The organism is Cytobacillus sp. FSL H8-0458 (assembly GCF_038002165.1).
In the GTDB taxonomy this organism is placed as follows: domain Bacteria; phylum Bacillota; class Bacilli; order Bacillales; family Cytobacillaceae; genus Cytobacillus.
On sequence record NZ_JBBOBR010000001.1, the window covers coordinates 3,326,244 to 3,341,807 of the forward strand.

The window sequence follows — 15,564 nt, forward strand, 5'->3', positions numbered from 1 at the left end:
TAATTATTTCTAGTATTGGAAACAATGTTAAAAGTACTAAATGTTTGTTTCTGATTATGCCGGGTAAATATAGAGCAAGAAAGATAATCAAATTTTTTAGAGGAGGAGCATAAACATGAATTCTCGTCCATTAAATCCATATCTGTTAGCCGGTGTTGGAATTACAAGTATTTTATTATTAGCAAGCAAGAACAATCGAAATAAAGTTCAGTCACTTGCAGTTAAAATGAAAGGCATGCTGCCTGAACGCTTTTTAAACGATACAGTGCCGACAGAAAAGCTTGGCCACCCGGACCCGCATAATATTGAAGATAATAAAATGGTTGATGAAGGGGCCATGTATTCAGTAAATTACTATAACGAAACTGTTCAGCAATGACCTAAGGACTGGCTCCTTAGGTTTTTTACATAAATCTGAATTTTCGGAGGAAGCAAGATGGGCGTTCTTTTTATCCTGATTTATTTGGGAATCGTTTTAGCTGTTATCGAAATTCATACCCTTATCTTTACATATACCGGGCTTGATAAGCATATTGCGAGATTTCAGGTGATCAGTATGCTTACAGGCACCGGCTTTACAACTGGGGAATCGGAACTGATCATCGACCATCCGATCCGCAGAAGGTTCGGAGCATTTTTAATTTTATTTGGTGCATTTTCATTGGCAGTTATCATTTCGGCAATCAGCAGCATTCTGTCAGATGAATTTTTCACTGCCAAGATCTCGATCGTGGCAGCAGCCCTGATCGTGGTTATAATTACTTTAAAGATGCCTAAAGTGCGGGATTATCTTTCGGAGAAGCTTAAGCATGAGCTCGAAGAACATTACGATTTTCGCGACCTCCCGATAAGAGAAGCGCTGCTGACAGATGATACTGATCATGTGTTGGACTATACAATCAGTGAATCATGTGATTTCATTGATAAAGAATTAAGGGAAGTGATTGAAGAAGACGAAGATATCAATGTGCTATACATTCAGAGAGGGGAAATAAAGATCAGAAAAGACCGGCTTCTTACGGAACTCCAAGAAGGCGACCATATTATCCTGTATGGAGACGAACAAACGATTGAGAACAAATTCGGGAAAAATAATGAAGAAAAAAGATAAGCATCTGCCCAATGGGGGAAGATGCTTTTTTATTTATCAGTTAAATTGCTTAACTGGCGATAGATAGAGTGTCAGGCCAATTTTTTTGCATACTGTTACATAATGCATCATCGCCATGAGAACAGCGCCCATATTCATGCCCACAATAATTCCGTCCATCTGCAGGCTGTGCATCGAGCCAAGCACAAACATGGCCGAGAATGAAACAACGGTTGACCAGACGGAATGATAAAACGCATCCTTCATCAGCCCCAGGCCGATTAAATAGGCCTGCATCGGGATTATGAAAAAGTGGAGCAGAAAGAAAGGCCAAAGCAACTGTAAATATACGGCTGCATCTGTCGAGTGAAAAAACATCTCGGTCAGCGGCTGTGCAAAGAAATAGAAAAAAACAACTGATGGAATCCCATATAAAAAAGTGACAAAGAACACCTGCTGAAGAAGTCTTCGAAGCTCCCCCAGATTATGATCAGCATACTCTTTGGAGACTGTCGGGATCAGCATGATTAAAAAAGAATGGGCTATAAAGGATGGAAAAAAACCAATGGTCATGGCGACACCGGCGAGCATTCCAAAATGTTCTGTTGCAACTTCGCCCGGCACTCCTGCTTTTAAGAGCGCCGCCTTGATCAAAAACGGCTGAACAGCATGTGTCAGAGCATGGAAGACCCTTAAAGCCGTTGTCGGAACAGACACAGAGATTAGGTTCTGCCTCACACTTTTTCCGCTGATGAAATCAGATGGCTCTTTTTTAATCCGCTGATACTGAATAATAAACATATTCAGCAAGTATAGAAAAACAACAGCCTCGCTTCCTACAAATGTACAAAAGGCAATAAAGACCGCTGTATTGACATCAAATTGAAAGGCCTGATAAAGAACCACGAGCAGCAGGAGCTGAACGGATTTGCGCAGAAAATTAGAGGCTGCAATTTTCCCCATTTGATGCTTGCCCATGAAAAAGCCTCTGGCAATCGAGGAAAAGGACACGATGGGGATGAATCCGATCACAACCCATCTTAAGAGCGGGTGGTACTCATTAAAGACACTGATAAACGGAATAATAAACGCTACAGCCGGCACTAAAACGGCCGTAAAGATAATGGTCAGCTTGATGACATGATGAAGCATGCTGAGATGGTATCTTTTATCCTTTTCCGCAATGAATTTGGAAATAGAGATGGGAAGCTCAAAACTGGCCAGCAGCACAATTAAAAATATGGTCGGCAAAATCGACATGTACATGCCGAGTCCCCTTTCCCCCAGTTCCCGGGCGAGCACCATATTCACCACAAACTCTATACATTCGCTTGCAAAAGCCGCCATTGCAAGCAATAAGACTCCTTTGAAGAATTTACTCATTGCGCCTCTCCTTATATAATGCAGATTCTATATAAGATATGAGACATGCTCAGATAATATATTGCCCTTTTGGAACTTTTGAGAAAATTAATATAACGAAAAAAGGAGAGCTGGCTATACGCCGCTCTCCTTTCAGCTAAAATACAAAAACATGTGCAATCAGTACAATAACAGGTAAAGTAATAATCGTTCTTTCGATAAAAATAACGAATAAATCCACAAAGCTCAGCGGGATGTTTGAACGCAGGATCAGAATCCCGATTTCAGACATGTATACTAATTGTGTTAATGACAGCCCTGCCACAACGAATCTTGTCAGCTCACTTTCAATTCCGCTTCCGATAACAGCAGGAAGGAACATATCAGCAAATCCGACAAGCATAGTTTGCGCCGCAGCACCTGCTTCAGGCAATTGCATAAACTCCAAAACCGGAATGAGCGGGTAAGAAATAAACTTAAATGCAGGCGTGTATTCCGCAATGATCAAGGCTGCTGCTCCCAGGCTCATCACAAGCGGAATCAGGCCCATCCAAATATCCAAAACAGTTTCAATTCCGTTGGTTAACAGCTTTTTGGGACCCGGGGCATTCCTTGCTTTATCAATTGCCTGCTCCCATCCCCATTTCAATTTCGAAACCCCATCCGGAATGGTTTCATCAATCTGCTGTCCTACTGGCTCATAATAAGTGTCAGGCTTCCGGGATAATGGCGGAATTCTTGGCATAATCAATGCTGCCACGACACAGGCGGCAGAAACGGTTAAGTAAAAAGGAATGAATAAATGGCCAAGGCCAACTACATTCGCTACGACGAGACTGAAAGCAACGGAGGCAATTGAAAAGGTTGTCGCAATGACCGCTGCTTCTCTTTTTGTGTAAAAGCCTTCATCATATTGCTTCGTTGTTACCAATACACCGACTGTTCCGGCACCCATCCAGGACGCAAGGCAATCGATGGAGGACCGACCGGGCAGTGTGAAAAATGGCCTCATAAATTTTTGGACAAGCGCCCCTATGAACTCCATTAAACCAAACTCTACTAGAAGCGGCAGAAGGATGCCTGCGAACAGGAACCACGTAAGCAAAACGGGAGCCAGGTCGTAAAGAACCACTCCGCCTGTATTCCGCGACCAGATAAACTCAGGACCGATTTCATAAAAAGTCATGATTCCTACTGCAAATCCGAGGACTCTCATGGTCAATCCAAATGTGCCAGTATCAAATAAGCCCTTTAAAAACTTATTATCCAATATAAATGCCGGTTTTGCTGCTTTTGTCAGGATGGAAAGAAAAACCGATATCCCTAAAATAAAAATGATAATGGCAGGCATCTGCTCACTGAACGCTTTGCCTAAAAGTGAAGCTAAAATACCGACACCAATCGTGACGTCACCCTGAAATTTAACTGGAACCAGAAATAGGAGCGATCCAATTAAAGATGGAATGATAAATTTCCAATACTCTCCCGTGACTGCTTGCGGCTTAATCCTTGTCTCAGCTTTCATTCTCTAACCTCCTTATGATTTGGAAACAACTGCTTCATGTTCCATAATTGCTTCTTCCAATACTTTCAGACCCTGGTCAATTTGCTCCTGTGTCACGATAAGCGGCGGAATCATCCGAATCACTTCCCCTGAATTTCCGCAGAGATAAAAGAGGACTCCCTTATCAAGAGAAGAATTCAGGATATCCATTACCGCTTCTCCATCCGGTTTTCCGGTTTGGGGATCGATTATTTCAATGCCGATCATCAGCCCCAGACCTCTGGCACTGCCAATTGAAGGGTGTTCGGCTTTCAAAGCCTGTAATTTCTGTAATGCATACTCTCCCATTTGCTTTGCATTTTCCAAAAGATTCTCCGTTTTTAGTACTTCAAGAGAAGCCAATGCTGCAGAGCAGGCAATCGGATTTCCCCCGAAGGTTGTTCCGTGGGCACCGAGCGGCCATTTTTCCATGAGTTCCTTTGAGGCTGCAGTTGCGCTTAACGGCAGTCCTGCCGCAATTCCTTTTGCAATTGCCATGATATCCGGCACCACATCAAAAGCCTGGGCGGCAAACCATTCCCCAGTACGCCCAAAGCCGGTTTGCACTTCATCAAATATCAGCAGGATTCCATGCCGGTCACAGATTTCCCTGATTTTCTGCATCCATTTCTTTGGAGGAATGATATAGCCTCCTTCCCCGAGAACCGGTTCAATGATCATGCAGGCAACCTCTTCCGGGTCTACCTGATGCTTGAAGAGTGTTTCAGCGTCCTTTTCCAGTTTTCTTGGGAAGTACTCCTCAGGATCTTCACCAAAAGGACAATCCCGCTCATCCGCATATGGAAGCTGATAGGTCAGCCAGGACGGCTGCTGAAACTTGCGGTATTTGCTCTTGGATGTGGATACACTGAGTGCCCCCATAGACCTTCCATGGAAACAGCCTGTGAAGGAAACAACATAGGGCCTCCGCGTGACATACTTTGCAAGCTTAATAGCTCCTTCGATTGCTTCAGTCCCGCTGTTCGCAAAGAAAAAGCAATCCAGATTTCCCGGCGTAATTTTCCCAAGCTCATCTGCGAGCCGCAAAATCGATTCATAGATGATAACGCCTGACGGGCCGTGCACCAAATGGTCTGCACTGTCTTTGATGGCCTGTACAACCTTTGGATGGCGATGTCCGACATTTTCCACTGCGATGCCTGATGTAAAATCCAAATACTCTTTACCATCGACACCGTAGTAATAGCAGCCTTCCGCCTTAACCACCGGCAAATTAGGGTGATCCTTTGCCATACTTGGCGCCAATAGGTTTGAAATGTTTCCGACAAGATGACTCCAATTTTCTCTGTTCATACTTTCCCCTCCTGAATCCTGCATAGATGTAATGGTTATGTTTTCTCTGCTATTCTTTAATGCAATATTCATGCCAAGGTATGTATTAACAATCATATTTTTTTAATTTTCTTACTACTGAAGGCTGACTGATTCCCAGTGCGACCGCTATTTCAGTAGTGGTCCGGTAATGTTTCCTAGCATTAATTAATACTTTTTTCTCTACATCTTCCAATATAGCGGGAAGAGTTTGTCCCTCATAATCTATTAAACCCTCTTTTTTTCCTTGCATATGGTATTCATAAGGCAGGTCGTCTTTCGTGATTATCAGGCTGGTGCTTGTCACGATAAGCCGCTCCATCAGGTTTTCAAGTTCTCTTACGTTTCCCTTCCACTCAAGCTGCAGCAGGTGATCGACCAGGAATTTGTCCAGGTGTCTTTCCCGATTATGCCGCTTGGAGATAGAGTGGAGAAAATAATTAATGAGAGCAAATAAATCCTCTTTCCGCTCCCTGAGCGGCGGAATCTTTAAGGGCACCACATTCAGCCGGAAGAATAAGTCCTGCCTGAAGTCCCTGGATTCCACTGCTTTTTGAAGATCCTTATTCGTAGCTGCCAGGAGCCGAAAGTCTGCATGAACCGGCTTTGTCCCTCCTACTCTATAAAACTGCTTGTCTTGTATGAATTTCAGCAGCTTTGCCTGCAGATGGGCTGAGAGTTCGCCAATTTCATCAAGAAATAGTGTGCCTCCTTTTGCCATTTCAGCAAATCCCATTTTGCCTTTATTCTTTGCCCCTGTAAAAGCACCGCCTTCATACCCGAAAAACTCAGCCTCAAAGATGGATTCCGGAATGGCACTGCAGTTTACTTCAATGAACGGCCCGTCTTTTCGCGTACTATTTTGATGAATCCATTTGGCGAGAGCCGATTTTCCGACTCCTGACTCACCCAGGAGCAGGACTGTGACATCTACATCGCGGATTCTTCTAATGGTTTCGGCAATATTTCTCATCGCCAGACTGTCAGCTATCATGCCATCCATTTTAGTGCTCTTATTGCGGAGGAGATCCAGTTCACTCTTCACCCTGGCCATTTCTTCTTCAACACTGTTCAGATATTCTTTTATAACAAGAATTTCTGAAACATCGTAGGAATAGCTGACAATATGATCAATATTCCCAGTTTCATTGAATACAGGAATACCAGTAACCAGGATTTTTTTGCCTGAGCCGGCTTTTTGCACCAGAATGACTTTTTTCTTTTTCCTTAGTACTTCAGGAGTGATCGCAGGCTTAAACACTCCTCTTCTTTCCAGTTCATATACAGACTCACCAAGAAGCGTATCCGGTTCGATGCCATAATGGCCCCCGCTGCCTTTACTGACCTTTATAATTATGCCGTCTGCATTGGTGACCATAATGTCTTCTTCCATTGAAGATATGACTTCTCTGTCATTATTCCAGTCCATGAAAAAGCTGTTCATCCAGTTCCTCCCGCAGATTATTCATTATTGAATCATAATATTTCTAAAAATTGTTGTGTTTCAAGAGATTTTTCCTTAAATTATTCAAATTTAAATAATTATTCAGATTTGTATAAGACTATACATCATTTTGGTGAAAATGAAAAGATACATAGGGGAAAAATTAATAAAAATTCGTATTTCAGTATAAAAATAAGTATTTTCTCGTATTAATTGTTGTTTTCACCTATCAATGTTGTCCGTTGATTTCCGCTCCAGGATACTCAGCGAACCGCGGGGCAGGCGGTGAGCCTCGCACCTTCCGCTGCAATCAACTCAGTAAATAAGATACAAAAAGCAACAAACCTTGCGAAAATAGCCAAAAATAAAATAAAAACTTTTAAAGATTATAGCTGCATTAAAAGTGGAATATATACTCTTATAAGGGGAAGGAGAGGTATTTTTGATTCTATTGTTTGAAATTGCGGCCTATTTGGTCATGATTACAGTAAATGCGCTGGCAAACATTCTGCCTTTGAATGGGCAGACAACAGGTGAGATATCCAATAAGCTGGAGGTTCTTTTCACGCCGGCAGGGTATGTATTCAGCATTTGGGGATTCATCTATTTGCTGCTGGGTGTCTGGCTGGCAAGGCAAATTCCTAAGAAGCGAAGGAATCTTCCCATTTACAGACAGAACAGTCTACTGTTTATTGTGAGCTGTATGTTAAACAGTCTTTGGATTTTCGCCTGGCACTACGAGTATTTTCTTTTATCTGTAATCATTATGATTGCACTACTGTTTACTCTAATCCTTTTATACAAAAATGCTAAGGAATTTGATCCTGATTTTCTGGATTTTGCTTCATTTTCGGTTTACTTAGGGTGGATTTCTGTAGCGGCGATTGCAAATATCAGCTTTTATCTTACCTATATTGGCTGGGATGGATTGGGTCTTAAAGACAGTGTGTGGACATACATCATGCTCGCAGTGGCCACCGGCCTGGCTCTTGTATTCCGCATTAAGAATAATGACTGGCTTTATCCGCTTATATTTGTATGGGCATTTATCGGCATTGGAGTCAGAAATATGGAAAATGACCCAAATGTGGCTTATGCCGCTTACTTCGCTGCCTTTTTTACAGCCGCAGGCATTCTCCTGACCAGAAAAAAAACTTAAGTCAGCAAAAAAAGGAAGCCTCATCGCAAGGCTTCCTTTTTTCATCATTTCCACGTCTGGATTTGGTCTGTCTCAAGTATTCCAAGCGTTACGTCACTAATATCAGGGTCATCAAGCAACTGATTCCTTACACCAATTTTTATATCATCCGCATCGGCAAGGGTGAGGCCTTCGACCAGTTCAATATACCCTTCCACATGATATCTTCTTCCCTCCTGGATCAGCCGCAGCTGTTTAATATCCACAACCTGGGGGTCACCAAGAATAATTTGGGCAATACGGTCTTCTATGTCTTTTGGTGCAGCCACTCCAATCAGGCCAAGCGTATTTTCAAATCCGATTTTCACTGCTATCCCCACCAGAAGCAGCCCAATTAAAATCGTGCCCACCCCATCCAGGAAGTAAAGGCCTGTAAAATGAGCGATCAGAATCGAAGCAAGGGCAAGCAGCGCACCAAATGTCGCGATAATATCTTCATAAAAAACCAGGCGTGTTGGAGGAGATGCAAGCCTGACATTTTTAAAGGCAACAGGCACAATGCCAAATCCTTTGGCTGGATTCCTCGTTTCATGGCCGATTTCCTTCATGGCTTTTAATAAAATAAATCCATCGACAGCTACGGCAAGGATCATTACTCCCACATTGAGCCAGAGGTCGGTTGATTCCTTTGGATGCTGAATCAATTCCCAGCCTTTATGTATCGTTTCATAGGCCATGATGGAAATGACAATAACAGCAATTAAGACGAAAAGGTTGATCACCCGGCCAAATCCTGTTGGGAATCTTTTGGTCGGCGCCTTTTCCGCAAGCGCACTGCCGAAGAACACAAACCCCTGATTCAGTGCATCTGCAAGAGAATGAAGGGTCGTGGCAAGCATGGCCCCGCTCCCGCTTGCAAAAGCTGCCAGGCCTTTAGCAATTGCCAGAGCCGTATTTCCGATTGCTGCCATTCCCGATGATTTGTTTCCTTTTTTCAATAAAGCAATCACAGACATTTCATCACCGCCAAATATTTTTATTTGGTTTATTGTTACCCTCATGAGCCGATTCTGAATCATTTTTTCCTCATAAACCAAAGGCAAAAAAAAAAGAGCTAATATCCTGATTAGCTCTCCAAAAACATTATTTAACAAGCGAGTGCTTAAAGGCATATATGACAGCCTGGGTCCTGTCCTGCACCTGCAGTTTGCTTAGTATATTGCTCACATGTGTTTTGACTGTTTTTAAGGCAATGAAAAGCTCGTCGGCGATTTCCTGGTTCGTTTTGCCTTCTGTCATCAACAGGAGGATTTCCATCTCGCGGCTTGTCAGCTCTTCATGGGGCAGCACCTGGTTTTTCTGCCTCATTTTCACCATCATTTTACCGGTTACTTCCGGTTCAAGCACCGACTGTCCATGATAGGTCGAGCGGACTGCCTCAGCAATTTCACTGGCTTTGGAGGTTTTCAGCATATAGCTTGTCGCCCCGGCTTCCAGTGCCGGATACACTTTTTCATCATCCAGGAAGCTTGTGACAATGATGATCTTAGCTTCAGGCCATTGCTCGATGATTCTTCTGGTCGCCTCGATTCCATCCATTTCTTTCATGACGAGATCCATCAGAATGATATCAGGCCGCAATTCAAGTGCCAGATCAATAGCTGTTTTTCCGTTATCCGCTTCTCCTATTACTTCAATATCCGGCTGTGCCGTCAAATAGGAAGACACTCCAATCCGAACCATTTCATGATCATCCACAAATAAAACTTTAATCATTGGCCTCACCCTCAGAATTTAGTCTTGCCTAAGCAGACATTATTTACATAATCGGAACCTTTACTTCAAGTCGGGTTCCTTTATTTTTTACACTGATGATTTTCATGCTGCCGCCAACTTCTGCTGCCCGTTCATACATATTCTGCAGACCATAGGAGCCAGCCTTTGTTTCCTCTACATCAAACCCGACTCCATCATCAGCCACCCGGAGGATCGCAAAATCATCCCTTTGAATCAGGAGCACTTCAAGATTTTGCGATTTGGAATGGCGGAGTGTGTTGGACACAGCCTCCTGAAGGATGCGGAATAAGTGGTCTTCCACGCCTTTATCAAGCGGAAAACTCTCTACCTTCCATTCAATCTCCATGGAAACTTTTTGAAGCAATTCGACCAAAAGCTCTTCAATTCCTTCCTGAAGGCTTTTGCCCTTAAGTGCCGCAGGACGAAGGTGCAGAAGCAGGGCACGCATTTCGAGCTGTGACTGATGGATCATTTCCTCCACCATTTTCAGCTGTTTTGCCTGTCTGTCTTCCGGATCCTGCTGGGTTTCAGTAATGGCGGACATCATCATGGACGCTGCAAACAGCTGCTGGCTGACAGAGTCGTGAAGCTCACGGGCAAGCCTGTTCCGTTCCTGGGAAACGATCTCCTGCATCCTGCTCTCGATATCTTCCGCTTTTTCATTTGCCAGCTTTTGAGAGATTTTCGCCTGTTCTGCCATATTCTTTTGAATCTTCTCGGCCCTGACTGCTATGGACTGCAGTTCTTTACCTGTTTCCGGCACATCCAATTGCCTGCCTTCTTCGACCTGGTGGAGCATAGTGTCTACTGCAAAAAGCTGCCGGCGCCAGTAAATTCCTGACAGCAAACCGAAGATCAGGCCTATGGCCAGGCTTATGCTCGGCACAAATAAGATAAATGGAATATCGAGTATTTCCGTTTCCCAAAGATCCCGCCAGCCGGGAATGGGAAACATTGTAAAAAAAGAGGCTGTCAGGACAGCAAGAATGAGGAGGGACATGCCCGCTCCCCATGCAATTTGCCGCTGAATGATATTCATACGCGCTTCACCTCGATATCCCCGACTGCAAAAGAAGTGAAAATTTTAACGCGCTGGCCTGATTGATCATAGCCAGGCGTCTGAAGGTGAAGGTGCTGATTAAACATCTTGGATTCTTCGTACTCGAATATTCGGGCCTTTCCGGCTATGGCTGAATGACTGACACTAACCTCCACGTCATAGGGAACAAGCACCTGCACATTTCCGATGAAGTTCCGGATGAAAATGACGGTTTCTCCCTTAGGAATAACTGTATAGCTTAAATCAATGACCGTATCACCTATGCCGGTCTGGATATTAATATCATTCCACTCGTACACCTGCTCAGGCGTTTTTTGCTGGCCGACAAATATATTGGAAAAAAGAGGATTCTTTTTTATGACTGTTTCTTTCTGAAGATTTACTGCCGATTCCTTTAACTCCGGCTGAATCCGTTTAGGTGCCTTTTTGGACTGCCCAAACTGAATCAGCAGATGAACCAGAATCGCCAGCAGGAAAAATTTGAGCGTCATCATGCTGAAAATATTGATGAGCAGAAAAATTAATCCAAGCCAGAAAAGCCATTTACCGGAGCTCTTAGGCATCCACTTTCTTCCGATATATACCATTCCAATTGGCACAAGAAGAGAGAATACCACGCCGCTGTTAAAAAAGGCTATTTCCACAAAGAGAAAGACAATGCCCAATATGATGATCCAGCTCATATAATCGCTTTTGTTGTTCGTGTTCATGAGGCATCCCCCTTTTGTGTAATGGAATGATTGATTAAAAGGCGCAGTATTTCCACGCCTTTTTAGAATACCATTTTTTGTTCATTAAGTAGAAAGAGTTTTTATCTTTTTTGGGAAAAAGAGCATACAGACAGGGTTTATTTTACTCTCTCGTTAATTTGGGTTGCTGCGTAAGAGATAACACTACAATACTGGCTTCTTCTCCATCTCTTTTTCCAGCTGCGCAATGCGTGCATCGATTGTGCTGCGGTGATAGGAGCTTTTCACCTGATGCTCAAGACGGTCAAGATAGGATTCGATTTCCTGGAATTTTGTAAAGGATTTATCATTGTTTTGGTCCAGCACCTTATCCATCCGGTGGTTGGCGCGTGTAATGTTTTCGCGGCCCATCAGCTCCATGCGGCGGATATGCATATCCTTCAGTTTATGCTTCATTTCCTCGTATTTTCTTTCAAGATCACCCATTTGATTTACCGCCTGGTTCAATAGATCCTGCAACCGGCCGGCACGCTCTTCATACTGCATTTGCTCCTGTGAGGCAAACTGATGGAGTTCCTCTTCACCTGCCTGTAAAGCAACCTCTGCCTGGCGCTTGCGTTTGTCTGCAAGATTTTTCGCCTGCTCGTATTCCCGGGTGAATTCTTCCTTTAATGTATATTGACGTTCCAACAGCTTGCGGACCTTCTCAGTTTCCCGCTCACAATCACGAAGGTGTTGGTTTAAAAGTGCAATTGGATTCCTTTTTTCCTTTTTATCCAATGCTTCATGAAGATCTGCCATTACTGTATCTTTGATTCTTGTTAATAGGTTTGCCATATCGATCTCTCCTTTTTTTAGTTTCTGTTTAATTCTGCCCACTGCTTTTCAAAGCTGGCAAAAGGGTCATTGGCTTCTTCCATTACACTTGAGCTTGAATCGTTCCACTTTTTATAGACCAGATATAAAACGTATGCAGCTGCAAGCCCTAAGATTGCCGGGAAGTTGGAAGCGGTGGCCATCAAAGCGATGAACCCGATGATTCCATAGCCGATTTTTGCCATCGTGCTTTCTGCTTTTAAAAATTGTTTAAACACAAAGTATAGAATTCCCGCGCTTACTGCCAGACCCACGATCGGGCCAAGATTTGAAATCAGCACCATCGCCGCAATTCCACCTACTATCAATAATCCAAGTTTTTTCATTTTTCATTTCCTCCTTTCTTGATTTCATCTTACCTGTAATAGGTAAATGCTATAACGAGCCTCAGCTTTATTTTCAAATAAGACCTGAGACGTAGCAGTTGGTCGGCCTCTTTCAATTTAGCTGGGAAATCTGGAAAAAGAATGTACGTTAGTACAGCAGATTAGGGGGTACACATGGGGTATGCAATCAAATAACGATGTCTGCATTGCGCAGGTTTTTATACATCAATTGAAGTGGAGGTCTTCCCATGTTTGGGTATGATGATTTTTTGAAGTTCATGCAAGCCTTTTTTGTGGTATTCCCTATAGTGACGCTCATTCATTTATTGGGTCATATATTCTTTGCAGCCATTTTTGGCGGAAAAGGGATACGGGTTATTATTGGCACAGGCAAAATACTATTCTCAATGAAGTTTTTGGAGGTTAGGCGGTTTTACTTCTGGTATGGAGGGTGTGAGTATACTTCTTTAACATACAGCAATAAACTGACCAAATCTCTTATCTTTTTAGGAGGGTCCATTTTAAACATTGCCAGTATTTTTCTTGTGAATTACTTGATCCGAATCGGCATTCTGGATGCTAATATGCTGTGGTACCAATTTGTCTATTTTTCCTTTTATTACGTCTTTTTCGCCCTGCTGCCAATGGATATGGCAGATGGCACGCTTAGTGACGGGAAGGCCATGTACAAGCTCTGGGTTGATAAAAATGAAGATGATTCTTCAGCTGACTGCCAGCTGGTTGATGAAGAAAGATAGTGTGCATTCAAAAGGAAGCTCCGATCACCGGAGCTTCCTTTTTGCATTATTTTCTTTTCATAATGGTTTCTTGCCTGCAGCGCCCAATGCTGATTGGAACCAGCTGATAAAAGAGTTTTTTCGGCACATGAAAGAATTCTTTCCTGCCAATACTAATGGCGGAGGTGAAGTGTGATATGTATTTCTCATGGATGTTAGGTATTATGTTATTAGCACAAACACAGACTGCTGGACTTCCAGAAGATTTATCCATTGCAAATAACGGCGAATCCATTTCAAATATCAGCAGAATCAACTATCAATTACCTTTTCCCGGGCTTCCTCTGGTAGATAGTGAACGGTTCATTCGTCTCCTTGAGACATTGGATCGTCAGACCTATATTCCCCCTATGAACGCTTACATAGACGATAGCGGGCGGATCGTTGCCGAGAAACCTGGGAAAATCCTGCACCGCAAAGCATTCATAGATATTTTCTATACATATTTTTATAATAAGGGACCGGCTAGAATTCAGATTCCGATGCTCCCCGTTTATCCAAGAGTGGATAAGGACCTTCTTTCCCATATCCGGGTTAAAATGATCGGCCAGTATGTTACATACTTTAATCCGAGTAACACCTCACGCTCTCATAATATTCAGCTTGCAGCCGAAGCCCTTGATAACACTGTTGTTTTTCCGAATGAAGTATTTTCTTTTAACCGTGCTGTCGGCAAAAGAACAGCGGGGAAAGGCTATAGGCGCGCTCCGGTTATCGTAAGAGGGGAATTGTCGGAAGATATCGGGGGCGGGATCTGCCAGGTATCCTCCACTCTGTTTAATGCAGTTGACCGGGCAGGCGTCAAGGTGCTCGAGAGGTATTCCCACAGCAAGAAAGTTCCATATGTACCGCCCGGCCGGGATGCAACGGTAAGCTGGTATGGCCCTGATTTCACCTTTAAGAACCGTTACAGCTTTCCCCTGCTTATACGGGCAAAGGCCCTGCACGGCCAGATGGTGATCAGAGTATACTCATCTGATGAAATAGACTATGAGCCACGCCAGGTTCCGAAGGCTACTAAAATGCTGCCGGAAGAAATCAGCATTGAAAAGGAAGCGGTTAAAGAGGATTGATAACCTTCAATTCATTCGGGCTAATTTAGTTGCATCTATATAAAAAGACCAAGGAGCATTATTACCAGCCCAAAGATCGCAGAGACTCGCTTCACGCTCCTGTTCTGCCCGGGCTTTAGAAATAAACTGATCAAAAAACCCACTGGCAAAACAATGCCATTAAAGCTAAAAGTAAATGTTCCTAATAGATAATAACCAATCAGCTTCAGCACCAAGTGTTGTTCTTCCTCATTCCTGCTGCGGAACAAAAGATAAATACCGGCTGCCCATAAAAGTAAAAAGATTATAATCATGCTATGCACCCCTTTTAGATACGGTATTCTGTGTTAAGCAGGAAAGTGCCAAAGATAGAAAACACCCGCTCAGTAGCGGGTGTTCAACTTTAAGAAAGTGGAACAGAAGAGACAATCACACCATCTTCATCTGCATATACATATTCACCCGGTTTCCAGTCAATCCCGCCAAACGTGACAGGAATGCTGCGGTCCCCTTTTCCTTCTTTTCGGCTCTTCAAAGGATTTGAGCCAAGTGCCAGGATGCCTGTATCGAGGCTTCCAAGCTCCACTGTGTCCCGAACGCATCCATAAATAATCACACCGGCAAGCTTTCTTGATTGAGCAATCTCACCAAGCCGATCACCCATTAGTGCGCACCTTTTCGAACCGCCGCCATCCACCACCAGTACACTTCCCTCTGGAATTGACTCCAGTGCCTCTTTTACCAGCACGTTATCTTCAAACACTCTAACCGTAGAAATGGGACCGGAAAACTTTCTTTTTTGCCCATAAGATTTAAACTCCTGCTGGCAAATACGCAGCTCCTGGCTGTGATCATCACATAAATCTGCCGTTTTAAAATCCAAAAGAGATCTCCTCCTTTAGCGCTTTTGGCTGTAAACCTCTTTATGCCATCTTTCAATACTTCGATATGCAGCAGCCTGTTCCCTTCCTATTTTCATAATCAAAAGGGAAAGATTGCAGATTTCAGGCATATATCTTTTAGTAAGGAAACTCTGCGCTAAAGAAAAGGGAGGTTAA

Annotated in this window: 17 protein-coding genes; 5 read left to right on the forward strand and 12 right to left on the reverse strand. The window is 43.4% G+C overall.

Annotated features, from left to right (window positions below):
- Positions 1-115: 115 nt before the first annotated feature.
- Both NYE23_RS16435 and NYE23_RS16440 read left to right on the forward strand, forming a co-directional pair.
- Positions 116-379, forward strand: a complete 264-nt coding sequence (locus tag NYE23_RS16435; protein ID WP_222498532.1) for a hypothetical protein — start codon at positions 116-118, stop codon at positions 377-379.
- Between the two features lie 57 nt (positions 380-436).
- Entirely contained in the window at positions 437-1,111 is a 675-nt protein-coding gene (locus NYE23_RS16440) for a TrkA C-terminal domain-containing protein (RefSeq protein ID WP_341079326.1), read from the forward strand.
- Between the two features lie 36 nt (positions 1,112-1,147).
- On the opposite strand, the gene NYE23_RS16445 is transcribed toward NYE23_RS16440, so the two are convergent.
- The 4 genes from NYE23_RS16445 to NYE23_RS16460 form a co-directional block, all read right to left on the reverse strand.
- Complete coding sequence (locus tag NYE23_RS16445) at positions 1,148-2,473, reverse strand: polysaccharide biosynthesis protein (RefSeq protein WP_341079327.1); 1,326 nt, start codon at positions 2,471-2,473, stop codon at positions 1,148-1,150.
- 136 nt (positions 2,474-2,609) lie between these two features.
- Positions 2,610-3,977: a YjiH family protein gene (locus tag NYE23_RS16450; protein WP_341079328.1), complete on the reverse strand. Its 1,368-nt coding sequence runs from the start codon at positions 3,975-3,977 to the stop codon at positions 2,610-2,612.
- Between the two features lie 12 nt (positions 3,978-3,989).
- Positions 3,990-5,309 carry an aspartate aminotransferase family protein gene (locus tag NYE23_RS16455; RefSeq protein ID WP_341079329.1) on the reverse strand — a complete coding sequence of 440 codons (1,320 nt, stop codon included), beginning with the start codon at positions 5,307-5,309 and terminating at the stop codon, positions 3,990-3,992.
- An 85-nt stretch (positions 5,310-5,394) separates the two neighbouring features.
- Positions 5,395-6,771: a sigma-54 interaction domain-containing protein gene (locus tag NYE23_RS16460; RefSeq protein WP_341079330.1), complete on the reverse strand. Its 1,377-nt coding sequence runs from the start codon at positions 6,769-6,771 to the stop codon at positions 5,395-5,397.
- A 478-nt stretch (positions 6,772-7,249) separates the two neighbouring features.
- Between NYE23_RS16460 and NYE23_RS16465 the strand changes: the two genes are divergently transcribed.
- Positions 7,250-7,930 (forward strand): TspO/MBR family protein, encoded by a 681-nt coding sequence (locus tag NYE23_RS16465; RefSeq protein ID WP_341080769.1) that lies wholly within the window; start codon positions 7,250-7,252, stop codon positions 7,928-7,930.
- Between the two features lie 44 nt (positions 7,931-7,974).
- On the opposite strand, the gene NYE23_RS16470 is transcribed toward NYE23_RS16465, so the two are convergent.
- From NYE23_RS16470 to NYE23_RS16495, 6 genes are all read right to left on the reverse strand, one after another.
- Positions 7,975-8,925, reverse strand: coding sequence for a cation diffusion facilitator family transporter (locus NYE23_RS16470; RefSeq protein WP_341080771.1), 951 nt, complete (start codon positions 8,923-8,925; stop codon positions 7,975-7,977).
- Between the two features lie 127 nt (positions 8,926-9,052).
- Positions 9,053-9,685 carry a response regulator transcription factor gene (locus NYE23_RS16475; RefSeq protein WP_341079331.1) on the reverse strand — a complete coding sequence of 211 codons (633 nt, stop codon included), beginning with the start codon at positions 9,683-9,685 and terminating at the stop codon, positions 9,053-9,055.
- Between the two features lie 43 nt (positions 9,686-9,728).
- Positions 9,729-10,745, reverse strand: coding sequence for a sensor histidine kinase (locus NYE23_RS16480; protein WP_341079332.1), 1,017 nt, complete (start codon positions 10,743-10,745; stop codon positions 9,729-9,731).
- A complete protein-coding gene (gene liaF / locus NYE23_RS16485; protein ID WP_341079334.1) occupies positions 10,742-11,476 on the reverse strand; it encodes a cell wall-active antibiotics response protein LiaF in 735 nt (244 codons plus the stop codon). Before liaF ends, NYE23_RS16480 begins: the two co-directional genes overlap by 4 nt.
- A 183-nt stretch (positions 11,477-11,659) precedes the next feature.
- Positions 11,660-12,292: a PspA/IM30 family protein gene (locus tag NYE23_RS16490; RefSeq protein WP_341079335.1), complete on the reverse strand. Its 633-nt coding sequence runs from the start codon at positions 12,290-12,292 to the stop codon at positions 11,660-11,662.
- A gap of 17 nt (positions 12,293-12,309) precedes the next feature.
- On the reverse strand, positions 12,310-12,657 hold the full coding sequence (locus NYE23_RS16495; RefSeq protein ID WP_341079337.1) for a lmo0954 family membrane protein: 348 nt from the start codon (positions 12,655-12,657) through the stop codon (positions 12,310-12,312).
- Between the two features lie 248 nt (positions 12,658-12,905).
- On the opposite strand from NYE23_RS16495, the gene NYE23_RS16500 reads away from it, so the two are divergent.
- Together NYE23_RS16500 and NYE23_RS16505 are read left to right on the forward strand one after the other, a co-directional pair.
- Positions 12,906-13,415 (forward strand): hypothetical protein, encoded by a 510-nt coding sequence (locus NYE23_RS16500; RefSeq protein WP_341079339.1) that lies wholly within the window; start codon positions 12,906-12,908, stop codon positions 13,413-13,415.
- A gap of 176 nt (positions 13,416-13,591) precedes the next feature.
- Positions 13,592-14,527, forward strand: coding sequence for a VanW family protein (locus NYE23_RS16505; protein WP_341079340.1), 936 nt, complete (start codon positions 13,592-13,594; stop codon positions 14,525-14,527).
- Positions 14,528-14,562: 35 nt separating this feature from the next.
- On the opposite strand, the gene NYE23_RS16510 is transcribed toward NYE23_RS16505, so the two are convergent.
- Both NYE23_RS16510 and rraA read right to left on the reverse strand, forming a co-directional pair.
- Positions 14,563-14,820, reverse strand: a complete 258-nt coding sequence (locus NYE23_RS16510; protein ID WP_341079342.1) for a hypothetical protein — start codon at positions 14,818-14,820, stop codon at positions 14,563-14,565.
- Between the two features lie 89 nt (positions 14,821-14,909).
- Positions 14,910-15,389, reverse strand: coding sequence for a ribonuclease E activity regulator RraA (rraA, locus tag NYE23_RS16515; RefSeq protein ID WP_341079343.1), 480 nt, complete (start codon positions 15,387-15,389; stop codon positions 14,910-14,912).
- Between the last annotated feature and the right edge of the window lie 175 nt (positions 15,390-15,564).